We start from the raw sequence: 25,562 nt of genomic DNA on the forward strand, positions 1-25,562 counted from the left end.
TAGAGACGCACACCAACGTCATGGGCGGGCGCACGGGCGCACGGCCTAACGGGCCTCGGCCATCTGCGCGGCCCCAAGAATGCGGCGCACCGTACTGTGATGGAGGTCCGTCCGGGAGGCGATTTCGTTGACCTTCACGCCGTCCTCCCCCATCGCCAGCACCTGCTTGACCGTTTCGGGCGACTGACGGATCCGACGAGCACGCAATACGTCTTCGGCGAGGCGTTCGTAGCCCGCATCGTCAGCTTCCGTGAGCTCGCAAACTCCTGCGAACTCAAGTTCGCGATCGCGCCGATCGGTCCTTGGCGCACTCTCCGAGGTAGCGGCCTCTTGCGTCGGCACCAGCTCGGTCTCGGTGGCCAGGTCGACCGGATCGGGGTGTGACAACGTGACGAGAGCCAACGTCGCCTGTGCGATCGTCACGTCGATGATCATGGGCCATATCCACGCCAACTGTGCCGGAATTCCGTTGCGCACCGCGAGGTCGCGCAATGCCTCAAAAGACAGAACAAACGCGCCGGCGGCCAGGAAGACCGTCATCGCCACGGTGCACCAGAACGTCACCGCGGATCGGCGCAGACTGCGCACCAGCAGCGACAGGCCCTCAATGGACAGCATCAGCACCACTGGAGGTGCCACGGCCACAGCGATGGCCATCTGCCGGGGAACCATCAGGTCGGTGGACACCCACGAATGCGCCCCGTTCCCCGCGATCGAGGCCAGGCTTGCCAGAGTCAGTACGAACCAAAAAAAGCGACGCGGACGGCCCTGTTGCAACATGCCGTTAATCGTTCACGGGCACAGTGCTATTCGTCCAACACCAACCCCGAATTGGCTGCCATTTCAGTTGAGGAAGGGCTGTTCGTTTCGGAATGCAACCGCCGTGAGGTCAACACTGAACCGCTGAGTGGCGACCCGGATATTGTTTCCGGTCTGCTCGATCGTCACGTCCGGCTCGTACGCCGGCGGCGCATCAACAGCCACCGAGATCCACGCCCCGGGATAGGGGTTTCTACGGCCAGTATGAACAACCATGGTCGGCGGTCGCGGCGGCTGCGCATCAAGTGTCCGCGTCGTCCAGATTCGCGAGGACTGCGAGGTCATCTGCCAACGGCCCCGGGCATCGTAGACAGCCACCACCTCCCCAGTGGCCGCAGCACGGCGGATGAACTGGCGCACCACCGAGTCGGACTGCGCCCGAAGCGCCACACGGGTCGGCTGCGCGGGATCAGACAGCGGCATCAGCACCATGGAGTCACGGATTCCACCGATCAGCACACCCGACGACCCGATACCCACCGCGCCATCAAGTTCCGAGTCCGCCGGCACGCTCGGCAGACCGGCCAGCCCGTCAGCCCCGGGCATGGTCGCCGCCAGGGCGTCCCACTGCCGGCCGGTGAAGCGGTTCAATGGCGGGGCAGTGTTGGCCTTGATCGGGTTCGTTGTCGTGTACCGCACCGTGGCGCTGGCCCGCACCCCGGAGTCGGTGCGGCGCAACGCCACCACCACGGCGGTGTGGTCGGCCTCGTAAGCCCACAGATTGGCCAGCCCCTTCGCCGTGAGGTCCTTAGCGCTGAGGAAATAGCCTGTGGTGTAGCCGTAACCCGGCTGGTGCAAGGCGGTCCAGCCGACGTTGTAGGTTGCCGCTACGGCCGCCGAACCACCGACCGTGTCCCCCACCGCATCCCGGATGTGGCTGGCGGTGAGCAACTCTGCCCGGCACCCCGCTTCGCGCAGCGCCTTCACAATCCGTGCGGTCGCAGCGGCCGCCGCCGCCACACTGTTGCGACGCCACAGCAAACCGCTGGTGGTATCCCCCGCATGGGTATCCAGTCGCACCACCAAGGTGGTGCTGCGTTGACCGACAGCGGCGCGACCGCGCAGGAACGCTGAATAGGCCTCGCTGTAGCTGTCTGTGGCCGTGCGCCGGCCCTGGGAGTGAATATCAACGTCCACACCCAAGTCCGCCCGCTGCAAGACCGAGGCAACGACGCTGATAGGCAACGTGTTCGGCGTCTCCACATCATCGACCTTGAGCAGCGTCGGCAGGTAGGGCTTGCCCCACACGCTGACCATCGTGACCACCGTATGCCCGTCGATCAACACGCCCAGCGTCGTGCCGTCGACATCGACATCAGAGAACTCCGCAGCCGCCAGACTGCGTTTGCGGTGCCGCAACCACCGTGCCAATCGGACAAGCCACTGCCACACCGGCGCACCACAGACCGCCAGAAGGCAGCCCAGCAGGGCCACGCCGACGCCGGTGCCGATGCACCATCTCAGATCAAGACCGGTTGCCGCCATCCCAAGCAGCACCACCACCGCGACGACCTCAGCGGCCACCACAGCGCCCAGACTGGTTCTCACCGATACTCGTGGCTCCCGCATCACAACCGTCCTCGACGTCGCTTGACTGTCATCGCCCAACTGGTCAACCCGATCAGCACCACCGCCAGTGCCGCGGCCACCGCAGCCCCGACCCGGGGCCGCGCATCCGGTGCCGGCGGCGCAGGCTCGACATGCAACGGTTTGTGCGCCGCCGGCGGCAGCAGCTCACCGGGTTCGACATCCCATGTCAGCGCGGCCACTGGATCCACCACCCCGTAGCCGATGACCGTGTCCCGGCCCGATGGCGGTGGGTGCGCAGTCGCCTGAAGTCGGTGGATCACTTGGTGGGCCGACAGATTCGGAAATTTGGCGCGCACTAGGGCGGCGGTGCCCGAGACATAGGCCGCAGCGAACGACGACCCCGCGATGGGGCGAACCTTGTCCTGGTCGATCGAGGCGTTGATGAGTTCCCCGCTGGTGGACAATCCCACAATCTCGGTGCCTGGGGCGGCCAGGCCGACCCAGGGGCCGTGCAGCGACGCGCTCTGGCCCGTCAACGGCACACCGAAGGAATCGGTGGCTGATACCGCCAGCACGTAGTCGGTGAACCAGGCCGGTGTCGCAATCGTCTTGACCGAGTCCCAGCCCAGCGGATCCGGTCCCCCGACGAAGGGGTCGGGATTTTGGCCCGTACAGCCCTCACTCCCGGCGTTGCCGGCCGCGGTGATGATCACCGCGTCGCGCTCGACGGCGGCGTAGCGCACCGCCTCGCCTAGGGCGGTCTGGTCCAGCGGCTTGCCGACCGGCACACACGACATGACGGAGATGTTGATGACCTTCGCGCCGAGATTGGCCATGTGAACCACTGAGCGGGCCAGTGTGTTGATGTCCCCGGCGCGGCGGATCTCCTGCGGGTTCTCCCCGGCCAGCGGTTCGGCGAAGCCGAAGGTCTGCGCAGACTGCCGGATGGAGATCAGCGTGGCGTCCGGGGCGATCCCGACCAGGGCGTCCAAGCCCTCCTGGACCGGCGGTGCCAGAGGCTTGTCGATCACCGGCGCCTGCGGTGCCGGTCCCCACGCCGGTGCATTGGCAGCTGCCGATTCGAGCCGCTGGGGCGGTACCGGAGCGGGGGCGGTCGACGACGACGTTGTGGTCGGCGCGGGCGGCGGCGTGACCGAGGGTTCCGGGCCCGCAGGCCCGGCCGCGGCCGGCGGCGAGGACTCCGGTGCCGGCGGTTCGGGCGGCGGGAGTGCCCCGGCGGGTTTGGGCGGCAGCGGGGCACCCGCCGGGGACGCGCCGATCAGCGAGGCCACGACGGTGCCGTGTCCGTCGCAGTCCGACAAGCCGTCACCGCCGCGGCCCATCACGTAGTCGCCGCCGGGCATCAGATGCGGCAGGCGTGGTTGAGCAGCGACCCCGGTGTCGATGATGCCGACCACCACACCCACCCCGGTGGATTCCTTCCACGCGGCCGGCATATCCATCATCTGCGATCCAGCCGGCATTTCACGGAAATCAGAGCCCGGTAGGGCCAGCGTTTGCACGCAGTCGCTGACCTGCCGCATCGGGCGATCCGGAGCGGGCTCAGGATCGCCCGGCGGCGGACCCTCAGCCACCACCGGAGGCTCGATCGCCCACGCCGCCGCAGCAGGCATGCTGACCACCAGGGCCACCGCTGCCAACAGGGCCGTCAGTCGTGTCGTCGTGGCGGACATGGTCAGCCGACCAGGTTCCGCATCACCGACACCAGGCCCAGCAGCCACACCGCCCACGGCACCACAAAGATCAACAGCACATACTCGACGAGCTCGACCGCACGCCGGATCGGGGCGCTGACCCTGGCGTCGGCGACCACCAGGACCGCCAGCAGGCCGGCCACCGCCATCGCACACGTCAGCCCAACGCAGACCATCGACATACTCAATGACGGCGGAGTGCTGGCAGCCGCGTAACGGCCGATGATCGCCGCAATCCCGGCCACCGACGACACCGCCAGCGCCACCGACTGCCACCGGTCCACAAACGAGCGGCCCCGCAGCAGCAGCACCACGCAGATCGCCACCGCGAACAGCAAGTAGCGCCAGCTGCGGGGCTGGCCGGGAACTACCGCATACCGTGCGGCCACCACCGTGACCAGACCACAGCCGAGCAGCAGCCCGGTCACGATGGCGTTGCCGCGCCGGGTCCACGTAGCGATCTGCTCAGGTGATCCCGCACCATCGCCGAACACCGGCGAGACCGTATCGGCCGGCGTCCCGGGCAGGTTCTCAAAGACCCCGGAACCGGTCACAGACGGAAACCACGGACCGGGAACACCAGATCCGATGACCCCGATATTCGTGGCGAACGTGACCAAGCCCAGCACGACCAGCAACGCCACTACCGCGACCCGCTCAGCTGGCACCTGCCACCCCGAGGACGCCACAACCATGGTCACGGCGCCGAAAATCCCCACGGTCAACAGCGCCGACGCCGCCGCGAGGTGCCGGTCGGTCAGCATCACCAGCAGCACGATCCAGCCCAACGCCGCCGACACTGCCACCACCGCATGCCAGCCGCTCGGGGCACCTGGTACCGACAGGGCACTCGCGGCCGCCAGCGGAATCATCGCTGTCCACGCCAGCGGATCGGCCACGGCCTGCCGGCCCGGCTCGGCGGCCTTGCTCGCCATCCAGGCCGCGATCACCACCGCGGCGGCGATGCCCCACGACGTCGCCGCGGGCACCCAGCCACCGGACTGCCACCACAGCTGGGTCAAGATCAGTTCCGCCCATGCGGTCAGCCCCGCACCCAATCCCACCGCGACCCTACGGGCCACGGTCGCGTCCACGCGCTTGAACTCCCGCTGCGCTTGACGTGCGATCGCCGTCGAGACGTACTCGATAACCGGCTCGAACTGCTCGGTGGCCTCCAACGGCAGCAGCCACAAGGCATCGCCGTCGACAACCCCGGCCTCATCCAGGGACTTTTCCGGGTCCAGCGGACGAGCGTCGGCGCGGCACAGCCGGTAACCGCCCTCAGCGGAAAGGACTTCCCTGCCCTTCTGGCGCAGCCGGATGTTGATGCGTGGGATCAGGTCTTCAATCACTGCGATCAGTGCGGCCCCCGAGGGCAGAACGTAGTCGATCTCGGTGTCATCGGAGACGAACAGGACCACCCGCGTCAGCGAAACCGGACCAGCACTGCTCGCCATCAGGACGCATCCGCAGTCGTCGGGAACGAAATCGCCAGTGCGGCCGTCGCCTCCAGGACGCGCCGCTTCATCAACGGTGCCATCTCGCTGGGGTCGATCACCCCGGCCTTGGCCACATGCCGGTCATAGGGCATCACGATGATGCGGTCCTCGGAGATCCAACGCCCGAACCGCTCAACAAGTGTGGTCACCAGATGCTGGGTGGCCTTGCGATCAGATCGCCGGTCCTGGGTGCGAATGTGGTTGATCACCAAGACCATTCGATCCAGCAAGTGCCGATACTTCGGTTGGCCGGCCAACCAGTCCATTTGCTTCGCCGCACCCTCTGCCCCATCGGGGATGGCTGAGGTCACCATCACCAGGGCGTCGGCGTTGTCGAGGACGCCGGCCATGATCGGGCTTTGGATGTCCACGCCGCAGTCGGTGAGCTGAATGTTGTAGAAGTCATCCAGCCGGTGCCGCGTGCTGTTGTACAGCTCCGCGGACACGCTGGCCTGAGTGCCGGCCGACCGGTGCGCACCCGAGGCCACGACGTCCAGGCCTGCGTCATTGTGACCGACCCGAGCCCTCATGTCGGAGTAGCGGACCAGGTCGTCAGCGGCGACGATGTCGCTGTACGACGATGAGGCCGAGGGGTCGATTCTCGCGGCCAGGTTCGCGCCCTGGCCCGGGTCGGCGTCGATCGCCACGACCTGCTCACGGGGCCGCAACGCGGCGAAGCATGACCCGATGGCCACCGTCGTCGTCGTTTTGCCCACGCCGCCCTTGCCGCCGAGCACCATCACGGCAAATGTGCCCAGCAGCGGTGCCGCAACCTGCTGCTGCATCTGACGAACCAGTTGCTCATCGGGCGACTCACCCAGGTTCGCCGCCCCAAATGTCGCTCGGTACAGCCACTTTCGCCAACCCCGCGAGGACGGGATTTTCTTCTGCTCAACAAACTCCGAGGCGCGAACGTGCTCGCCGAGCAGCCCGGACCCATCCGCCATCGCAAAGCTCATGCCGGAGCTGTGCGCTCCCACCGACCTCTCGGGGGCCGCCGGCTGCGGCCAGCCGTACGGGGCTGACTCGGCAGGCGGATACTGCTGCGACTGCGGGTACGCGCCGTTGTGCTGCGGATAGGCCCCGGTGTGGTGGCCCGGGTGCTGCTGCTGATGCTGTCCGGCCGGCGGCTGCTGGGGCTGCTGTGGTGGGGCCGGATTTGCGGGACTGTCGCGGCGCACACCAGCGCCCGGTATCTGGATCACCTGCGTCTCGTCTGGGCCCGCTTCCGGGTTGAGCGAAACGAACTGCTGCTGCCAGTTCTGCTGCTGATTGGCCTGGTCGGCGGCGGGCTGCGCTGGCGTCGCGCCCATCTGCTGCTCTAACCATTCTCGATCGCTCATGGCGTCCCTTCGCAGTGCGGCGGTACCGCCTTGCCGCCGTCATTTCGTTGACGCTGCGAGATTAACAACCAGGAGTTTGTTACGTCTACAACGCGAGCCATCTTCGCGTGTAGATTCTTTACGAGACCCTTCGGTGGTGCACCCACTGGGTGCCGCTGGGCAGTGATTCCAGCAATTCCGTCAGGGCAGCACCAATTCGCTGCTCAGTACCAGCGGTCAACATCGTCCACAACCGGCCGTCAGGACCACTGCTGCTCGACACCAAAACCCGCCCCACTGCGGTATCGGCAATCATCACCGCCAACCGCGCCACACTCGGCCCTTCGATGCGGTGCTCCAGCGCGGCAATGCTCGCCCGCGTGGTACTCACATCCCCGACCGCCTCCACAACCCGCGCCTGCTCAGGACTCAACCCCGCATCAACAAGCATCGCAACAACATTCGTGTCGGGATTGGACTGCCAATGCGACACGATCGAATCCAACACGTCCGACTCAATGCTGGCGCCCGCAAACTGCGCCGGCACAGCCGAACCCAGCAGATCGTGAACGGCCGCCGTCACAGACCTGTCGGACCCCAGCGGCGAAACCACAATCTCATCAAGGTCTTCTGGCGTGGGCCCGTCCACGCCGGCGCCCGGCTGCCACATCCGGGCGGCACTGACCCAGCGCCCCTCGCGCCGGCACAGGACCGCCACCCGCTGCGGCGGCTGGCGGTTGTTCCACTCCGTCAGTGCCCCATAGGCTTCAATCGGATCGTCGGGAACGTGCAACATCGGCGGCGGCACCGCGGCCCGCCCACTGGCCTGCACCCCGGCGTTGATCGTCAGGTCGAGCTCAATATCTGGCCGCCCCAGCGTCATCACCCAATCGGCAACATCGGGGTCGAGCACACCACCGTGACACACCCCCGCTGATTCCAGCTCCGCCATCCCCGGATGAGTGCTCAGGCCCTCCAGGCCGCCGATCGGCCGCACCTTCAACGTCGCTGGAAGCCTGGTGACGCGCGCGAGCGCGGCTGTCAACCAGAGCCCTTCGGACGTGGTTGACAGCCGCGCTCCAACGGCAACAGCCATTGTCTACAGCCCGCGGAAACCGGCTGCGGCGCCCAGGTCGCTGATCTCGGCGTGGCTCGAAGCCCCCGCAATCGCCGTGCCGTGACGGTTGATCGTGTCGAAGACCTGCTGGAACGCCATCGCGATCTGCGCATGGCACTCCTGAGCGGCATTCGACCCGTGCTGGGTCCAGATCTCGGCGACCGAGTGGATGGAGCGGTTGGCCTGCTGCTGCAGGTCCGCCATGTGAGTCACCAGGCTCGCCTGGCGGGTGGCGTGCTCAGCCATCGCCGCGTGGTCGTATCGCATCATGTCGATGTACTCCTAACGTGTTGAGGGTCTTGGGGTTTCGGGCTGCTACGTCGTGCTGATGTTGCTCAGGTGCGCGGCGTTGTCGTCGTTCATCTGCGCGTACTGGTGCGCGGAATTGCGGATCTGGTCGATGCACGACTGGAAGCGGACCGCGACCTGCCGGCCCGTGGAATTGATGTCCTCAGTGGTGCGCAGCGAGGCGATCGACGCCGCCCCCTGGAACCCGCTGGACCCCAGGTCCTGGTTCATCGTCGAGTACTGACCCAGCGACGTCAGAACGTCGTTGCGGATGGACTCCAGCTGGGCCGCGGCGGCCAACATCTGCTGGGTATCGGTATTGAGTGCCATGATTGGTACGCTCCTTGTAGTCTGTGTGTTGCCCGCCTGGTCAGCGTCTCGGCAACACGAGGATTTGGTAATTCGTCAGCACAGCCTCGGTCCCCTCGAAGGCGCTACACCTCCTGACCGTGCACGTAGACGATTCCGGTGTCGGTGTACACCGGCACCCCCTCGCCGACGCCACTGTCGACGAGCACGTTCTTGTCCGGGTCGGCCAGGTCTCGCGTCGCACGCTTCTGGCGCCCTGCGCCCATCGCGGCGGGCATCCCGTACATGCCCGAGCCACCCAGCCCCGCCCCGGGAGCGCCGACACCAGCTCGCACCCCTGCCGGGGCTTGGCCGGCCTGGGCACCGTTGGAGCTCCACCACGCCGCCGGGACCCCGGCAGTGCCAGCCATACCGCCACCGGCTGACGGCTTGGTGAGCGCTGCACTGACCGCCGATCCGCCGCTGGCGAACCCGCCGCTCCCGCTGCTCAACCCCGACAGCGGGGTGGCCAGACTGCTGACCGGCATGGACAACCCAGTTGGTCCACCGCTACCCAGCCCCGACATCGCCGGCGACATCATGCTCGACATCTGCCCAGCCAGCGACGAGGGAAGCTGCCCGGCCTGTGACAGGACCTGCCCCATGCTCTGTGCGGCCATCGAGGGCGCGGACATCACCGAGCCCATCATCTCCTGGGCAGACCCCATGACCTGCGATGCATCACCCGGGCCCTGCCCCATCTGGGGCATGGCCGACCCCGGCGCCGAAGACGACCCTGACACGCCCGACTGGCCGCCCTGGGCGCCGGATTGTCCGGCCTGCGCACCCGCCTGCCCGGCCTGTGAAGCCAGCCCACCGGTCGGGGCGCCCAAGGCAGCGGTAGTACCGCCCGTAGACGCCGTACCGCTGCTACTGCCCGCAGAACTTCCCACCCCTTGGCCGGCCCCAGTTGCCAGGCCTGCGCTTTGAACCCCGGCGGTCAGACCAGCCGTCGCGGCGCCCATCGCACCGGCGGCGCCACCCATACCAGCCTGCATGGCCCCGCCCACCGCCAAAGATGCGCCTTGCAGTCCCAGGGACATACCCATCGCGGCTGCGCCGGCCGCCGCCGCCATCGCGGGGTTGGCCATCCCAGGCATGATCGGCAGCGGCACCGACAGGGCAGACAGCAAACCGGTGATCGCAGACAGGTAGCCCATCATCGACCCGGCGTTCTGCGCCCAGAACTCACCGTATTCGGCATCCGTCTCGGCAATCGCGGGCGTGTTCTGACCCAAGATGTTCGATGCGTGCAAGGCCGCTACGCGTACCCGGTTGGCAACAACGGTCGGTACCGGGATCGTGGCCGCGACCGCCGTCCCGTAAGCCTCGATGCCAGCCAGCACCGTCGTCGCCCCCGCTTGCGCGTGGGCGCCGGCCGCACCCAACCATGCGGCCTGCGGCAGCGCCGCCGCCATCATCGCCGTACCGCCCGTCCCCACAAACGACGGCGCGACCGCAGCAGCGGTCGCCGACATTTGCGTGGCCGCCTGCACATGGGTCATAGCAGCCGTCTCCAGCGCGGCCACCTGCGCTGTATGCGCGGTCGGCCCGGCCCCGGCCATCGTCAACCGGAAGGCATTGACCTCCGGCGGTATGCCCCAGTACACCATCGGCGGAATCGGCCCTACAGAGCCAGCTGAGCCGCGGCGGCGGCGTCGGTCGCTGCGTACATCGCCGCCGACGTCGCCGAGGAACCCGCCAGCATCCCGCGCTGCGCCACACCGACGCCGGTAGCTGCCAGATACTGGGCCGCGTGCGCAGCGATAGCACTAGTGAACAGCATCGAAACCTCTTCGCCGCCCATCGGCGGGGCCACGGCCATGACCGGCGCTGTTCCAGCCAGCATCGCCCCGGTCGCCGCTGCTCCAGCCGCTTCACTGGCCCCCTGGGCCGCCACCAACGGTGCTTCAACGAATAGCATTAGTCCCCAACCTTTCCTAGGCGTTGCGCCGAGCGTATGCGCCACAGGATTCGGTGGGCAACCACCACGCGCAATATCGCAGCAATTTCAACGCTTTTCAACACGACGCGTTGCGTATGTGTGCATTTCACATTCCGTGCCCGCCACGCAGCGCCAGTAATGCTGCGGCCAGCGCGTTTTCCCCGATTGACCGCCAGCGCTGCGCCTGACGGTCGGACTCATCGGCGGCCACCTGCGCTTCGGCAGCAATCGCCCGCAAACGCTCAGCGACGATCTGCGCGGCTTGCGCCGACCCGCACAGCGTGGGCTCCCCACCATTGAGCACCGCGTCACAGCTGCCGGCCTCCCAGCCCAGCGCGGCCCCGATCGCATCCCGCGTCGATTGCCTACTCGGCACCTCACCGTGGTTGATCAGCCGCGACACCTGCGGCCGCGACACCCCCGAGATCAACGCCAGCTCCTGCTTGCTCAGGCCCACGTCCTGGCGGGCCCGTTCGATGCGCTGGGCCAACACCATCCCCGCCTGAGCAGAGATGACCAGCGGCACCGCTGCCTCGATCGGCTCCCCACCGGCCAAGATGGCATCGCAGCTGCCCGGCCCCCAGCCCAGCGCGGCCCCGATCGCATCCCGCGTCGATTGCCTACTTGGCACCTCACCGTGGTTGATCAGCCGCGACAACACCGGCCGCGACACCTGAGCGACCGCGCTCAAGGCCTGATGCGTCAGACCCTTCGACCGTCGCGCCTGATTGACCCGGGCGGCAAGCCGCTTACCCTGCGACTCGGTGTAGGTCAACGATCCGGCCCTGACATTGCAATCTGCACCGGAGCAGTGACCTTATCCGTCACGTAGACACCCCGGCCCGGCGGCATCTTTGTCGCCTTTTGGGAACCGATGATTGCGCCTTCGGATTTGTCGCCGCTCATAACGACCCCAGGTGATTTCATTCGCAGCAGTCGATCGACCAGCGGTGAGCCCGCGGCTCGCGCCCACGTACCGATCCGGCGCCCGACCACTAGGTGCAAGCCGACCTCCAGGCCGCGACTCACGTACTGCATCAACGGCTCCAGCGGATACGCGCCCGCCATGTAGTTGCCGCTCGCCCACTCCTGCAGCGTCTCCTCGCGATCGACGATGACGAAGATCTGCCGCCCTGGCCAGCGCAGGCCGGCGGCGATCTGCGCCTGCGTCAACTCCCCCTCAGGCAGCCGCTGCGCCAGCACCGACCCCAGGTAGGCACCGAGACTTCGAATCTGATCCTCTCGGTGCACGTAACCCGGATGCGGCTTGCCCACCGGCGGCGGCTCCACCGGCACGTCCGGCGTCTCCACCCCGAACGACCGCAGCATCGCCGCATCGTCCTTAGGTGCAGCAGGCTGGTCAATGTAGACGCCCAGGTGCGGGCCTTCGACAACCTGCGCCAACCCGGTGTGCGGGTCCACCACGAAGATCTCGGCTTCTTCTGGTGAGTAGGCGGCCATGATCGCCCTGGCGATGCTGGCCAGTCCGGTCGACACGCCGCATTCGCGATCGCCGGCCAGCAGCAGGTGCGGCGACGAGCCGAACTCGGCCAGCGCCGGCCGCAACCCGATCTCGGAGATACCGAACGGCACCGCATTGCGGCCGACCTCACCGCGAGCATTCGCCTGCGCCAGAACGTCTTTCAGCGTGATCCGCTCGGGCAGGATCTTGAGCTTGGCCGCGTCCACGCCGGCCACCTTGTTGATCCAGTCCGCGGCCTCACTAAGTCGCACCACCCGGTCGTCCACGCTGATCTGCGGTAGCCCCGTCTGGAAGTGATAGCCGGCCATCGACGTACCCCGCCCGCGAATCAGGATCTTTTTCGTGTGCTCACTTTCGCCCAGCTCCATCTCCCCACCATCGGCCGCACCGATCGTGGCGTCATCGTCAGCGACCTCCCGCTCCCCGAAAGGCACCTTCACCGCGATATCGCGCGAGTTCGTGGTCAACTCGTCACCGGTGAGATTCAGCCGCAGTTCCACGTTGCTGGTCATCAACTCGCGCATTCCCGACCGCAGCTTCCCTGAAATCCAGCCATGCGCGGACACGATGACGTGCACACCGTAGTTCGGGCCCTTCGCCATGATCCTCACCAGTCGATCAACCGGCGTGCTCAGTCCCTGGTCGTCGTAGGCCGCCACGAAGTTCGCCCAACCGTCCAAGACCAGGAAGACATCCCCATAGGGGTCATCTGGTATCGGGCCGGTCGCGCCGCCGAATTTGCGCTCCCGCAGCTGCTCCATACCGATACCGAGCTCACGGAAGGACAGTTCACGGTCCTCTATTAAGGTCTCCAGCTCGGCGAGCGTGCGGGTCACCCGCTCGGTTTCGTTGCCGCGGGCGAACGACCCGACGTGCGGTAGCGCTTCAACCTCGTTGATATCCGCGCCGCTGAAGCTGATCACGTAGAACTGGATGCGCTGCGGGGTGTACATCAGCGCCGCACCGGCGATCATCGTGGTGACCGCCACCGTCTTACCGGCATCACCGACCCCGATGACCCCGCAGTTCCCGGAGAGCATGTTCACCGTGTACACCGGCTGGCGGTGATGAAATGGCCTGTCCTCCACACCAATTGGAAACACCAGGCCGCGATTCTGGCCGTAATCGACATACCACGGCTTGCCCCGCAGGCGACGCACCAGCTCATCGACCGGCAGCGGCGTCAGCGGCGGCAGCCACATCCGCCGGCCCCGACGCGCCCCGGCCTGGGTCAACAGGGATTGCGTGGCGACCTGAATATCGCGCATCGCCCGGCCATCATCGCCGATCAGGACCTGCGGCCGGTCGTCAACCTTCTCCTGCCGTGTCGGCCGCGACACCGCCGCCATCCCGGTCACCAAGAACTCCCGCGGCTGCACATACCCCGACTGAGCCCGCACCGCCGACGCCACGACCTGCCGGGGCCGAACATAGGTTCCAGATACGTACGCGGTCCGGAATCGGGTCAGCTCCTTGCGGCCCTGCACGTTCAAGTACCCCGCGCCGGCGGGCTTGTCCGGCAGATACGCCGCCTCTTCGGTGCCCAGCACCAGCCGCGACTCCTGGCCGTCGAGCACCCGCAGCGCCCCCCGGATCGGGACGTTGGCCATGATGCCCTGACCCATCTCATTGCCCAGACGCTGCGATCCCATCAACATCTTCACCGCCAGCGCCCGGCCCTGCCGGCCGATCTCATCGAAGACATCCTTGGCCGCCGGCGACTCCTTGAACATCTGAGTGAACTCGTCGACAACGACCAGCAGCGTCGGCATCGGCGGCAGTGCCTCACCGCGGTGGATCCGCAGATACTCATACTCCGCGGCGTTGCCGACCTTCGCACGATTGAGCATCCGCTTGCGAATCTCCAGCTCCCCGTAAAGAACATCGGACATCCGCTCCAACCACAGGACATCGTCCTTGAGGTTGTTCATCGCCGCCACCGTGTGCGGCAGATGTTCAATCGCCTGCGCGGTCGTGGCGCCCTTGAAGTCGAAGAAGGCGATGTTCAGCGATTCCGGCGAGTGCGTCAGGCACGCCGACAGCAAAAGGGTGCACCAAAACTCGGATTTGCCAGACCCGGTGGTTCCCACCAGCACCATGTGGTGGCCCATCCCACCCTCGTGCGGCTCCTTGAAGTCGATGAAGACCTCGTTGCCCAGCTCATCACGTCCATAAGGGATTCGAAGCCACCGGTCCCCCCACGGATTCTCCTCAAACGGTGGCCCTGAGCGCGTCGGCGCCCACAGCCGCTCGACATCGAGGTTCGCGAAGTCGCTGATCCCCAGCATCTCGTCGAGCTTGACCGCACCGCCGTCATCGACCACGACCGTCGCGGTCGCAGCATCCGGACGCCACCCGGCCATCCGCCGAGCGATCGTGCGTGCGGTGCGGACGTTCATCTGGTCCGGAACCGCAAACGGGCCGCCCGCGTCACGCATCATCTTTGAACTCACCCGGTAGGTGGAACGAAACTCCAGGCCCGTGGTGCCGCGTTCGGCCGCCAGCCGCATGAACGTCACGCCAGCGACGCCGTCGAGCCGGGTCAGGGTCTGCCAATAGGTCTCGTCCAGCCGCTTCTGATCGTTGATCACCAGCCAGTGCGGCATCTGCGTCGACTGCTTGGCGAACCCGCCGCGGTCGTGCAACTCGTCGCCCATCACCGTGTTGAACGTCTCTGCCGAGGTCCACACCATCCGCTGAGCGCCGGCGGTATCCAGCAGTGTCGAATGCTGGGTGTGCGGCAGCCACTTCACCCAGTCCCACCGCTCAATATCATCGGTGACAATCATCAACTTCAGATCGTTCGGTGAATGAAACACCGTGGCCTGGCAGATGATCGAGCGTGCCAGCGCATACACCGACTCCACCTCGCCGCCATCCTCAGCGACCAACGCCAATCCCGGAGTCGCACGCAGTGACACCGGCTTAGCGATGCCATCGATCCCATTCTGCCGCTCCAGGAAGGCACTCAACGCCTGAAAAGTGACCGGCTCGTAGTCCTCGGGCCTGCCCAGAGTCGGCAGATTGTCGAAGGCCCGCGACAGCGCCGAACGGCCTGTGCCGAACCTAACGAATCCGAACTGCGGATCCAGGGACAGCGTCGCTGTCTGAGTAGCGATGGCCTGTGTCACCGTGTCCCCTCCCGCTTCATCGTCGGCAATGCCCGGCTGCGTTCCCACATGCGATCCGACCCGACCGCACCCAGCAGCATCGCCTGCTCAGGATGCAGGTAGGCGAACTGGCTGAACTGCGCCCGGGCTGATGCGTGAACCTCGTCGCGCAGCTCGTCGAGGTCGCGCACGTACTCCCGCCGCGCCACCTCCATCTGCGCAGGAGTCAGCTGCTTATTGTCCCCACCGCCACCGAAACGGTTGCCGCTGAACATCATTGCCATCGAACCGATCATCATGATCGGGAAGAACAGCGAAACGCCCATCATGGGTCCCGATCGCAGCTGCGCCTGGGAGAAGATCAGCACCATCATGCCGATCAAGGCCGCACCCGCGATCACCGGGAACGCTATCTGCATCTTCGTCCGCGGAATCGGCCGCGGAGCCGTCAAAGGCTCCAACGTCGCCGGCGTCATGATGCGGCCGCCGCTCACGACCCCCGGCGGCATCTTGCGTCGACCCGGCTCGAACCGTCGCGTCGCCATAGCTAGCCTCCCTGCTTCTGCAACGGCCGCGCAGACCCGGCCACCGTCGTCCCGTCATGCACCGTCAACGCCGCCGCCCGAGACAACTCCGGTCCGGCCGGCCATACCTGCAACATCGGCCAGGGCGCAGGCCGCACATCATCAAGCACCAACCCCAGGGCCTTGAGCGCCTCTTTGTCGAACGGCACCCCGTAGCGCGAGCCCGAATCGGTGACCAGCCACATCGTCTCGCGGCGAGACGAATCCGGTGCTGCACCGGTCGTCGTCACAAACGTTGATGCCCCCGACCCCACAAGGACCTCGTCGGCCTGCACACCACCGCGGCCGCCGCCGACCAGCGAGACGATCTTGCTGCGCTCTGCGGCGGTGACCGGCAGGCTGCGCCCCCGCACCACGTAGTGGCTGGCCTGGCGGTCGTGGACCTTCCACTCCCACGCCAGACACGTCACCGGGTGCACACCGGCATCAACGACACGGACCCGCGTCGTCGGGTACGCGTCGACATCCAGCACGTGCACCCGCGGTACTGCGGCCAGTCGATCCGGGGACACCTGCGCCATCGTGCTCAACCCGAAGGAATCGTGCTGGCGCAGCATCGCCGCCACCACTCGCGATATCGGCTGCACACCATCGGTGGCCACCACATAGAAGCGATCCTCGCCGCTGGCCTCGTCCCGACTCGACACCACCGAACCCACCACCACCCCCGGTGCCCACTGCCCAGACGCCGGTGAGCCGGCACCCGGCACCGTAGGCACCACCAGCGGCGGACCTACCGGCATGGCGTCGTACAGCGCCTGCGACATCCGCACCGGCACTGCACCCGCCTCGATCCCCAACCCCTCGGTGATCACCCGGTCGGAGATATCCACCGGCATCCGCACACCGCCATGAACCAGGAAGACCTTCTCGCCGTACGACATCAGCAGAGCCTCGTCATCACCGAGCCGGTCGGCCCCGTCACCGAGCGTCAGGCGTCCGTCGATGCCGGTCACCGTCGGCCGGCCCGCCTTCGTCGCCGACGCCGTGTCACACACCGCCCACCGCGACACCTCCTGCGCAACCACCTGGGGGGTAGCGACCGGCGCCCCCTCAATCCCCACAGTCGGCCCCTTCGGCCACTTGGCGATCTCGTCAGCGTTGACATGTGTCGGCATATCAGCCGACCCCGCGATCAGCCGCGCAGATACCAGATTCAGCGCCGGGTACAACCGACCATCCACCACCGCATACAGCGCCGACGATTTCCGCTCGGCGACAATGTTGGTCGAATCATCAATCAGCCCCTGCGGCTTAAACCAACCCGCAGCCAGCGCCCCAACACACAGCACTGCCGCGATACCGCTCGACACCATCAACAGCACCCGCTGCAAACGGACCGGGTCGATCTCCATGCGCACCGAACGCCGCAGCAGCGCAAAACCGAGTCGGCGCCGCAGAAAATAATGGCCACTGACCTGCGTCCGAGACGCTAAATTTAGGCCCGCACCACCACGCCCCCGCCGTGCACGCCGCGAATCAGTAGCCGCCCCATCTGTGCCAGAATCCATATCCCTCGCCACACCCCGGGACGCTACCGCCATTCACTACGCGACCGCTACCAGCCCGTCCAAAATTAACGTCAACTCCCCGGGTCAACCGCGGTGACACAGTCATGACAGATGTGACTCGACCAACCGCAGCGGGTCGCTCAACACAGCCCGGACATCAACACCAGCAGCTGCCGCCGCGTACGCCATGTCAGCCAACGGCAGCACCGGCGGATCCAAATACCAGGACAGCACCAGCTCCATCGTCCTGGCCAACCGCCACGGTTTCTCATAGATAGCCTGGGGCCGGATACCAGCGTCCGGCAGAGGGTCGCCCATTGGTCGGGAGAAGTCCGGCTCCAGGTACACCCCTCGGCATCTGTCCGAGAATGCTCCCCACTCGGCCTGCGTTGGTGTGCGCTGCTCATCCATCAACGCACGCCACACGACCCGCAGCTCATCCGGGCAATCAACGCCAGCGGCAGCCAGCCCGTGCATAGCGGCCTGGCCCAGCGGAACCGCAACCCGCTCACGCATCCACCGCTCCGCAGCAGGACCCAGTAGTGGCATCAGACGCTCGTGCAGATCCCGGTACTCCAGCTCCAACCGGTGCTGATGATCGGCATCCAACACCGGTGGGCTCAACAAACTCGCATTATCGGGGCGCTGCGCTATCCGATACTCAATGTCATTGTCCCGCAATGCATCAACATCATCCATCGTGGTGGCGGCGGCAACCAACTGCCACCCCTCCGGACGTAACCGCCCGTACTCCACCAGAATCCGCGCCGGATCAGCCCAGCCAAACCAGCGATTCCGAAACGCCTCATTCACCAGCGGATCAGAACCAATCACCCGCGCGGTCCGCGGCACATACACACCAGCCGGCACATAACCGAATCCGGAATTCGACACGACCACCATGTCGGCCGCACCATCAGCCGATCGGAATACCCCAGCACACCAGTCAATCGTCGGGTAGTCCGCCGCCGTGCAATCAGCCACCAGCCGGGCCGCCAGCTTGAGCGCGGCAGTCATATCCGGCGACTCCGGCCCGTCACCGGCCTGCGCCGCCCGGATGTTCCGTGCCACGACATGCGGCGCCGGCGCCAGAGGCACCGCCGAACCAACACCCGCACCACCACCGCCAGACCCCGACCCAGCGGAACCAGGGGGACCACCCTGCGGGACAGTCACACTCGCGCCGGCAGCCGCCCCCGCTCCGGCCGCCGCAGGAGCACCCATCCCCGGCGACGGCAACAACATCCCAGGGGATCCAGATGCAGGCGACCCGACAGCCCCGCCGGCTGCGGCCGGCACTCCCCCGCTCACGCCCGACGCGGCCGGAGCCACACTGCCAGATGACGCACCTGCCGCCCCAGCACTGGTCGAGGCATTGGCACCGCTGGCCGCCGAACCCGGCAGACCAGGTGGCGGACCCAGCGGACCCGCTGAGGAAACAGCTCCTGATCCGGCCGCCACACCCCGACTAAACGCCGAAGGATCTACCGCACCACCTGACAACCCACTCGGCATCCCCGTGATGCCGGTCGCACCCGAATTGCTGCCCAGCCCAGACAATCCGGAAGGGTTACCCGCACCCGACAAGCCCCCCGCACCGGAGCCCAAGCCGGACAGGGGGCTGCCGCTGCTCAAACCGCTACCACCGCCTGGCATGCCACCACCAAGCCCACCAGGGACTCCGCCACCCGACATACCAGTACCAGCGAGTGGGGCTGCCTGGCCGGGCGCCGCTGCAGCCGGCTTATCGGAGACCTCACGATGCCGCTGAGGTCCGCCCAATACCCCTGAATTCGCACCGTCAGCACTAGATTCACCGCTGTCGCTGCTGCCTGTATCGCCACGGTGCTGCGGGGCGTTCCCAAAGCCATCCGGCTTGTCACCATTTACTGGAGTCTTGTTGTCGGAGCTGGGACCATTACGCCGCTGAATCCCATTGCCGACCGGGTGAACGATCGAACCGCCGCCAGCTGGAGACAGCGGTACGCCCAGCGCGGCCGCATGGGGTGCCATTTCACTGTGCGCGTTGCCAGCGATCTCCCCGACCCGAGCAGTGAACTCCCCATACATTGCCTCCGCTTCCGCTCGGGCCTCAGCTATCAGCGGTGGGTGTTGCGCCTTCGGGACTCCGGCGATCCGACTGTGCGCCGCTTGATCGAGCGCGTCGAGGCTCCTGTTCAAGTCACTCGCTAGGGCAGCGCAGCGTTGGCCGGCCTTAGCCGCAGCTTCGTGAATAAACGTCAGATTTTGGTGTTTCAACCCCAGCTGCTGGTGAGCCTCCGACATTGCCTCAGCCGCATGGCCCTTCATCGTCTGCGCCACGATGCTTGCCGCCCGGCGATAGTCCATCGACCCGTTCTCGGCAGCAGCCGCCATAGCTTTCGACTCCGCCGCAAACGCCTCTGCCGGCCCCTCTATCTCCGACCACATCCAGGGCGAAATAATGAGATTCGTGTAGGGCCGGGTCGGCGGCACAAACATGGACTAGCGCTCACAAGCCGCATTGGCGGCAGCCGCAGCCGCAACTCCGCGGTCGGCGGCGTCGTTCGCCATCTCCGCTGGTTGACGCTGGCCGTCTAGCGCGATCACATCAATGGTCGCCGCAATGTAGTCGCGAATAGGATCCCGCACTTCGGCCGGCGTCGCAGCTGCGACATGTTGGCGGAGGTACTCGATCTGCGTGAGGACCCCTGCCTGTGCTTGAGCCAACGCGCCGATGACCCCTGGGTCATCCCAACTCCACGCCCCCTCTGTCTTTTCGATGAACGGCTGCCGAACTGTGACCATGGCTTTCGAGGCTGCCTTCCAGGCCGTGCACGCGTCCTTCAGTGCAGCGGCCGCCTCGGGCGAACCCGCCTCCGAGGCCGTACTTGGCGTCGCGACGATGCTTGGTGCAGACGACGTGCCTGGCGGCTGCTGGCGCGCTAGAGCGACGCCGGACATTATCGTGGCCACCGCTGCTAGTACGAGCGCCACGATTGGGACCACCCTGCGGCGCGGCCGTGGCTGATCTGTCGCGTACCAGTAGGCTGGCGCGGGTGGTGCTGATGCAGGCTGTGTCATATCCGGACAGTCCCTAGGCTCGCCTCATTCTCCTCGTCAGCAGCTTGGAGCCTGACAAAGCTGTCGGCGGACTGCGCGCCCGTTCCCGCGCACTTTTGGGTCACGAGTCCTGCCGACTCCGTCTGCATACCGCGCAGGGCCGCCAGCATCCCCGCCGCGGCGACGTCGAACGGTGATGCGCTGCCACACGCCGGTGCAGCGACAGAGGAGGTCGCCGAGGCCGCAGAATGGGCAGCAACCGCCGCAGTCACTTCCTGGGCTCCTGGCGTGATCTCCAGTGTCATGTCTATAACGGTAGGGCGTGCAGGCGACAAACCGCTACTGCTAGCTCCATCTTCCTGCGAGTAGTAGGCCCGTGGACTCTCCTCCCGTGTGCCCGTGTGCCCGTGTGCCCGTGTGCGCGTGGACCGAAGGTTTGCCGCCGCCTCGCAGACAGACGAGTGGAGGGCTCTTCCGTGTGCGCCTACTCAAGCCGCAAGGCGGGAAGTAGCCTCTCGGCGTCAGCGGTTTTCGATCGCTCCGCGGATGTCGCTCAGGTCGTACGAAATGGAATGCAAGATGTGAAGCTGCGCCTTTGCCTGCATAGCGCGAACCCGATCCCAGTTTGCCTCGGTCCCGGCCTCGGCCCCCAGCGCCCGCTGTAGCTCCTCATCGCTGGACTTCAACGCCGCGACGGCTAGCTTGAACTGCCGCATTCCGGCGGTTTCAGTAATCATGTAACGACCGTAGAGCGCCAGGCCGACGGGGCAGGCCTGCAACACGTCATCGCGGCGCGTTTCCGGCGCACCCTGGACGTCGTGCACTTGTGCATATCACCGTCCGACTACCGTCACAGTTCTGGCCAGCCAACGCCCGGCCGCTACCCAGCCCTAGGCCATTCCTCGTCTCGGTTCACGCCCATGACGCTGTGCAACGTTGTCAACTACGCCCGGTGCAGCCGTCTTACCTGCGGCATTCTGGTTGAGCGGGCGGGCGTCTACCGCCATGCGCCAGGTAGATACATTGGGTATCTGCGACGTTTTCAAGTTGCATTTTGGTGGGATTCTAGTAGTGTCCAGCCTATAGTTAAGTCCGTGAAGGACGTGAGGATGTGATTGCAGTGCCTCTCGTTGATGATGCCGTCTTGCACCACACCGAGACGATGCGCCTGGCGCCGGCGGAGCTGGCCCGCCAGTTAGTCCAGCATTTGGGCCCGACTCTGGTCGCGGTCCTGGCCGGCGTCCGGGACCGCAAATTGCCTCACAAATGGGCCACCGAGGGTGGCCCCACGCCGAGGCCCGAGGCCCTTCAACGCCTGCAGGTTGCCCACCGCGCATGGGTCGCCGTCGCCGGCTCAGAAGGGGACGCCGTCGCCCGGGCCTGGTTCATCGGGGCCAACCCGCGCCTAGACGAGGTGCCACCATACGAGGCCATCCGCGATGGCGAGTTCCGCAAGGCGATGGCGGCAGCCGCCGCGTTCGTGGATGGCACCGACAACTAACGCGGCGCTGCCGAACGGTGGCTTCCACCCGGGCTTAGAATGATGGCTTCCAGCTGCGGGAGGCCACCGTTTGTCCGTCGAGGACCATATCTGCTCGACGACGGGCGTCGCACTGGTGCCGGCGGCCCGACAAGTCCTATTTCGGCTCGCTAAGCCGTCATACGGCCCCCTGAATCCACGTCGTCGAAGCATCAGCAGCGCCGGCGACCGCATGGACTGGAATCGCTTCGACATTGCCGGAGAGCAAACGATTTACGCGGCCTCCAGCCCTGAAGGGGCCTACGGGGAACTGCTCGGGAGCCTCAAGAAGCCCAAGGCAATTCCAGCCGCCAAATACCTCGATGACGTCAGCGGCGCCACCCTTGAAGAACTCGTTCAGCAGGACTGGGCTACCGCCGGGAAACGATTACCTCCCTACGCCGTAGACCTGAACTGGCTCAACGAATTTCGCCTGTACATGGTCGCCCTCCCGGCGTCCGGGTGGTTGGTTGAGGTCGAGCATTCGTCCACGGTTGCCTACCTCGCTCAGCACATCCCCTCCCGATTGTGGGAGCGAGGAACCCAGGAGGTCACCGTCGCAGAGCTGCGCAGTAACGACCGCGTCCTGACAACGCTCCTCGCAGAGGAAATAGCGACCGTGCTGCTTGCTGATAAGACACACCCGATCGGAATCCGCTACGGCTCCAAGCACGGTAGCGACTGGACCTGCTGGAGCATCTGGCTACGCGACACAACCAGAGCCGCGATCGACGTCGACCAAGGAGCGCCAGTCGCTCCCCCAGCTCGCAACCCGGCCCTGGCCAAGGTCCTGGCGGCCTACAACTTGACCACCTGACCGGGGCTTCCGATTACCCCTGATCGGGTCCACGCCCAGACTCCACCGGCGCCTACCGTCAGCACCGCGGGGTGCCTAGCCTCAACGCGGTTTACCCTGTGCTGACGCGGTTTACCCTGTGCTGTCGAGGATTTCATTGTCGAATGCCTCATCAACAGCCCGGCATTCTTCTTCCGCCGCTGCCACGGCCGACTGGATCGTCGCAGTGATCAGCTCTTCCAGAGCGATGTTGGTGTAGCGCTGGGTGCAGCCGTCCGCCAGCGACAGTGACATCAGCCGGCCGCGGTGGTCAACGGACAATTCAACCGCGCCGTTGTCGCCGCTGGCCTCCACGACGATGCTGTCCCAGCCCTGCCGCAGCTTCGCCAGGACCTTGCTCAGCCGTTCCATGCGGCTGAAAATCTGCTTCGTCATCTCCGCGTCGTCGTCAAAGCCGGAATATGCGTAGGTGCTCATTCGTCCTGGTCCTTCGGTAGCGCGATCCGCCGGCGAGTAGTGACAGTGGGGGCCGCGGTGACGGCACGCTTCTTCTCACCGGTGGGGTCGTCGGCCACAGCCTTCTCGCGGCGTGCCACCTCGCCTTTGACCGGCTCAGAGTTCGCCTCCCCCGGCAGGTGAATGTTCTTGTCGGGATCCTTGATCGCCCGTGTCCCGCCGCCGGCGCCGCCCATTCCAGCCATCGGCATCATCGGCATCATCGGCATCCCCCCACCGCCGGCCGCGGCGGCCGCCGCTGGCGGTGCTGGGGTGGCGCCGGTCATCGGGACCGAAGTCCCGGTTCCACCGGCGGCCGCGAGCATTCCTCCGCCGGCCGCGGGCAGGCTGGGAGGGCCGGCGGCGGGCTCGGTGCCGCCCCCGCCGCCGCCTGATCCGCCGGAGATCGGGCCACCCAGACCAGGAATGTGCGCCGATGAGTCGAAGTCGCCCAGGTCAGGCTCATTGAGGCTGCTAGCCAGTCCTTCAACGGCCTGCCCGGCCTGCGATGCCATCGACTGGACCTGCTGGCCCAGCTGCGCCGGGATACCGGTCACCGCACCGACGATGCCCCCGAGTACACCCGAGAGCATCGACGGCAACGCCGCGGCCATTCCCCCGGCCTCGCCATCCATGCCCTGGTCGCCGAGCCCGGCCAGTGCGTCCAGCAGTTCCCCATCAGGCCCCAGCAGTTCCCCATCAGGCCCCAGCCCGGCTGCGGCGTCCCCGGCCGTAGCCCCACCATCAGCCGGGTTGCCTGCACCGTTGTCACCGGCGGCGGCACCGGTACGCCCGCCTGCCGTGGGCGTATTGCCCGGACCCTGACTCGCCGGGCTACCGGGCTGCTGCGGCGCTGAACCGGTCACGACCGGGGTTACCGGCGGCGGGGGCGGTGGCGTAGCCGGCAGCTCACCGATGTGATAGCCCGCCGCGCTCACCTTGGCCTGTTTGTGCAGGTTGACCACCTGCGTCTGCAGTGCGCTCACCGCACCTGAATACGCTCCCCCGAATCGCTGATTCAGGCGCTGCGCTTCCGCGAGTTTGCGTTTGGTGTCGGTGAACTCGCGCGTGGTCGGGGTCTGCTGCTGCGCGGTCTGGAATCGCTGTGCATGGCCGCCGGCGACCTGCGCCACCGCGCTCGAATGGGTGGCCATCGACTCCGCCCAGCCGGCGAAACGCTGCAGCGCCGAGGTGAGCTTCTTGCTGGTGTGGCCTTGCAGTGATTCAGTGACGGTCGCTTGGGCTGCCCGCGCGGCCGTGGCTGCTGCCTGGAACCCCGCACCCAGGGTGCCGCATCCGGTGACGAACCCCTGGCCGGCCTGCGACTGGCCCTGCTCCATCAGCGCGGCCAGGGCCTCACCATCGCGGGCCATCGACGGGATGATCGGCACCTCGACGGCAACCGCATTGCTGGGCGTCGCAGGAGTGAGCGTCGGCGCGCTACCTGCCCCGGCTGCGCTTCCGAGGCTGCTCAGCGCGGTCGCGTTGCCGTGGTCCATCTGCTCAAACGAGCCGCGGATGGCGTGCACCGCGGCTGCGGCCGAGCGCAGAACTGCGGCAGCATCGGCGGCACGCGATGCCAGAACCTGTCCATGCTCGCTGAGCCGGGCCGCGGCCGAGTTCGACACCTCGTCACCGGCCAGCGGTGCATGGGTCAAGGGTGTGGCGGCCAGGGCGGCCAACTGTGCTCCGGCCGCCGCGAGTCCGGCGGCTGCACCGGTGAGGCCGGCCTGCTCGACGTACAAGCTCACCTGTGCCTCCCTTCCGGTGCTCGCGTCGTGGCTCTGGTGTGATTCTGCTAGAAGTCGCAGGTTGCCGCATAGGCTTCGACCTGCCGTTGGGTTGGCAGCGTGACGCTGATCCCCTCCACGCGGTTGGCATACATTTCCTCGCGGATGGCCAGCTGCGAGCGCAGGTAGGCCAGCGTATTGAGCCGCACAATGCGGTTGGCCAGCTCGTGATCGGTCAACCCCATGGCCGCAGGCTCCAGCTGCACACTGACCGTGTCCCCGCTCCGGCCGACCTTCACAATCACCGACTCATCCCGGCTGGCTGCTTCGAACATTGTGGGTCTTCTACTCGGTGCTGATCGTCAGCCGGGCTGCGTTGTCGGCGTTCATCGCCTCATACTCGGTCGCGCTCTTACGCAGCTGCTCGGCCATCGCCCGGTTCTTGGCCTCCTCAGCGTTCAACGCCGCCTCACGGGCATTGATCGCCTCCACCGCGGCGCGGCGGGACTCGTGAAACAGTGGCCCCCACGTTGCGGTTTCCTCGACCGCCCGCGCGTTCTCGGAGCGGGCCGCCGCGCACTCGTCGGCGATGCCGTCATACCGGGCTGCCGCTGCACGCAGCGTGTCCGGGTCAACCGCCAATTTGTCCATTGCCATGACCGTACCCCTGTCTACTCGTCTGTCTACTCACCAATTGACCGGGTGAGAC

General features: G+C 66.5%; 25 protein-coding genes. 3 read left to right on the top strand and 22 right to left on the bottom strand.

What is annotated here, in order from left to right; all coding sequences use genetic code 11:
- Positions 1-45: 45 nt before the first annotated feature.
- The 5 genes from AC2VON_RS21765 to AC2VON_RS21785 all read right to left on the bottom strand — a co-directional run bounded on the left by AC2VON_RS21765 (position 46) and on the right by AC2VON_RS21785 (position 6,522).
- Positions 46-780, bottom strand: coding sequence for a DUF2637 domain-containing protein (locus tag AC2VON_RS21765; RefSeq protein WP_486954717.1), 735 nt, complete (start codon positions 778-780; stop codon positions 46-48).
- A 63-nt stretch (positions 781-843) separates the two neighbouring features.
- A complete protein-coding gene (gene eccE, locus AC2VON_RS21770; protein WP_486954718.1) occupies positions 844-2,367 on the bottom strand; it encodes a type VII secretion protein EccE in 1,524 nt (507 codons plus the stop codon).
- Positions 2,368-2,387: 20 nt separating this feature from the next.
- Positions 2,388-4,043: a S8 family serine peptidase gene (locus AC2VON_RS21775; RefSeq protein ID WP_486954719.1), complete on the bottom strand. Its 1,656-nt coding sequence runs from the start codon at positions 4,041-4,043 to the stop codon at positions 2,388-2,390.
- Between the two features lie 2 nt (positions 4,044-4,045).
- Complete coding sequence (eccD, locus tag AC2VON_RS21780; RefSeq protein WP_486954720.1) at positions 4,046-5,521, bottom strand: type VII secretion integral membrane protein EccD; 1,476 nt, start codon at positions 5,519-5,521, stop codon at positions 4,046-4,048.
- Entirely contained in the window at positions 5,521-6,522 is a 1,002-nt protein-coding gene (locus AC2VON_RS21785) for a MinD/ParA family ATP-binding protein (RefSeq protein ID WP_486954721.1), read from the bottom strand. Before AC2VON_RS21785 ends, eccD begins: the two co-directional genes overlap by 1 nt.
- A gap of 108 nt (positions 6,523-6,630) precedes the next feature.
- Between AC2VON_RS21785 and AC2VON_RS21790 the strand changes: the two genes are divergently transcribed.
- Positions 6,631-6,888, top strand: coding sequence for a hypothetical protein (locus AC2VON_RS21790; RefSeq protein WP_486954722.1), 258 nt, complete (start codon positions 6,631-6,633; stop codon positions 6,886-6,888).
- A 136-nt stretch (positions 6,889-7,024) separates the two neighbouring features.
- Here the strand turns inward: AC2VON_RS21790 and AC2VON_RS21795 are convergent, their stop codons facing one another.
- From AC2VON_RS21795 to AC2VON_RS21855, 13 genes are all read right to left on the bottom strand, one after another.
- The gene (locus AC2VON_RS21795) at positions 7,025-7,930 is read right to left on the bottom strand and encodes an ESX secretion-associated protein EspG (protein WP_486954723.1); all 906 of its coding nucleotides are present in this window, start codon (positions 7,928-7,930) and stop codon (positions 7,025-7,027) included.
- 54 nt (positions 7,931-7,984) lie between these two features.
- Entirely contained in the window at positions 7,985-8,248 is a 264-nt protein-coding gene (locus AC2VON_RS21800) for a hypothetical protein (protein ID WP_486954724.1), read from the bottom strand.
- A gap of 69 nt (positions 8,249-8,317) precedes the next feature.
- Positions 8,318-8,620 carry a hypothetical protein gene (locus AC2VON_RS21805; RefSeq protein ID WP_486954725.1) on the bottom strand — a complete coding sequence of 101 codons (303 nt, stop codon included), beginning with the start codon at positions 8,618-8,620 and terminating at the stop codon, positions 8,318-8,320.
- Positions 8,621-8,724: 104 nt separating this feature from the next.
- Entirely contained in the window at positions 8,725-10,251 is a 1,527-nt protein-coding gene (locus AC2VON_RS21810; protein WP_486954726.1) for a PPE domain-containing protein, read from the bottom strand.
- A 14-nt stretch (positions 10,252-10,265) separates the two neighbouring features.
- Positions 10,266-10,562 carry a PE domain-containing protein gene (locus AC2VON_RS21815; RefSeq protein WP_486954727.1) on the bottom strand — a complete coding sequence of 99 codons (297 nt, stop codon included), beginning with the start codon at positions 10,560-10,562 and terminating at the stop codon, positions 10,266-10,268.
- 127 nt (positions 10,563-10,689) lie between these two features.
- Positions 10,690-11,358 carry a helix-turn-helix domain-containing protein gene (locus AC2VON_RS21820; protein WP_486954728.1) on the bottom strand — a complete coding sequence of 223 codons (669 nt, stop codon included), beginning with the start codon at positions 11,356-11,358 and terminating at the stop codon, positions 10,690-10,692.
- Positions 11,355-15,197 (bottom strand): FtsK/SpoIIIE domain-containing protein, encoded by a 3,843-nt coding sequence (locus AC2VON_RS21825; RefSeq protein WP_486954729.1) that lies wholly within the window; start codon positions 15,195-15,197, stop codon positions 11,355-11,357. The genes AC2VON_RS21820 and AC2VON_RS21825 overlap by 4 nt, the downstream gene beginning before the upstream one ends.
- Positions 15,194-15,721 carry a hypothetical protein gene (locus AC2VON_RS21830; protein WP_486954730.1) on the bottom strand — a complete coding sequence of 176 codons (528 nt, stop codon included), beginning with the start codon at positions 15,719-15,721 and terminating at the stop codon, positions 15,194-15,196. The genes AC2VON_RS21825 and AC2VON_RS21830 overlap by 4 nt, the downstream gene beginning before the upstream one ends.
- 2 nt (positions 15,722-15,723) lie before the next feature.
- Positions 15,724-17,304, bottom strand: a complete 1,581-nt coding sequence (gene eccB / locus AC2VON_RS21835) for a type VII secretion protein EccB (RefSeq protein ID WP_486954731.1) — start codon at positions 17,302-17,304, stop codon at positions 15,724-15,726.
- A gap of 69 nt (positions 17,305-17,373) precedes the next feature.
- The gene (locus AC2VON_RS21840) at positions 17,374-18,369 is read right to left on the bottom strand and encodes a hypothetical protein (protein WP_486954732.1); all 996 of its coding nucleotides are present in this window, start codon (positions 18,367-18,369) and stop codon (positions 17,374-17,376) included.
- 1,386 nt (positions 18,370-19,755) lie between these two features.
- The gene (locus AC2VON_RS21845) at positions 19,756-20,214 is read right to left on the bottom strand and encodes a hypothetical protein (RefSeq protein ID WP_486954733.1); all 459 of its coding nucleotides are present in this window, start codon (positions 20,212-20,214) and stop codon (positions 19,756-19,758) included.
- Between the two features lie 116 nt (positions 20,215-20,330).
- Positions 20,331-20,618, bottom strand: coding sequence for a hypothetical protein (locus tag AC2VON_RS21850; RefSeq protein ID WP_486954734.1), 288 nt, complete (start codon positions 20,616-20,618; stop codon positions 20,331-20,333).
- A gap of 216 nt (positions 20,619-20,834) precedes the next feature.
- Positions 20,835-21,137 (bottom strand): hypothetical protein, encoded by a 303-nt coding sequence (locus AC2VON_RS21855; protein ID WP_486954735.1) that lies wholly within the window; start codon positions 21,135-21,137, stop codon positions 20,835-20,837.
- A gap of 296 nt (positions 21,138-21,433) precedes the next feature.
- Between AC2VON_RS21855 and AC2VON_RS21860 the strand changes: the two genes are divergently transcribed.
- Together AC2VON_RS21860 and AC2VON_RS21865 are read left to right on the top strand one after the other, a co-directional pair.
- Positions 21,434-21,814 carry a hypothetical protein gene (locus AC2VON_RS21860; RefSeq protein WP_486954736.1) on the top strand — a complete coding sequence of 127 codons (381 nt, stop codon included), beginning with the start codon at positions 21,434-21,436 and terminating at the stop codon, positions 21,812-21,814.
- 211 nt (positions 21,815-22,025) lie between these two features.
- Complete coding sequence (locus AC2VON_RS21865; RefSeq protein ID WP_486954737.1) at positions 22,026-22,649, top strand: hypothetical protein; 624 nt, start codon at positions 22,026-22,028, stop codon at positions 22,647-22,649.
- A gap of 111 nt (positions 22,650-22,760) precedes the next feature.
- Here the strand turns inward: AC2VON_RS21865 and AC2VON_RS21870 are convergent, their stop codons facing one another.
- From AC2VON_RS21870 to AC2VON_RS21885, 4 genes are read right to left on the bottom strand one after another with little or no spacing between them, the layout of a single operon-like run.
- Entirely contained in the window at positions 22,761-23,105 is a 345-nt protein-coding gene (locus AC2VON_RS21870; RefSeq protein WP_486954738.1) for a YbaB/EbfC family nucleoid-associated protein, read from the bottom strand.
- Positions 23,102-24,874: a PE domain-containing protein gene (locus AC2VON_RS21875; RefSeq protein WP_486954739.1), complete on the bottom strand. Its 1,773-nt coding sequence runs from the start codon at positions 24,872-24,874 to the stop codon at positions 23,102-23,104. Before AC2VON_RS21875 ends, AC2VON_RS21870 begins: the two co-directional genes overlap by 4 nt.
- 47 nt (positions 24,875-24,921) lie before the next feature.
- Positions 24,922-25,188, bottom strand: coding sequence for a DUF2694 family protein (locus AC2VON_RS21880; protein WP_486954740.1), 267 nt, complete (start codon positions 25,186-25,188; stop codon positions 24,922-24,924).
- 10 nt (positions 25,189-25,198) lie between these two features.
- A complete protein-coding gene (locus tag AC2VON_RS21885; protein WP_486954741.1) occupies positions 25,199-25,504 on the bottom strand; it encodes a type VII secretion target in 306 nt (101 codons plus the stop codon).
- Between the last annotated feature and the right edge of the window lie 58 nt (positions 25,505-25,562).

The organism is Mycobacterium sp. TH-M82 (assembly GCF_057473605.1).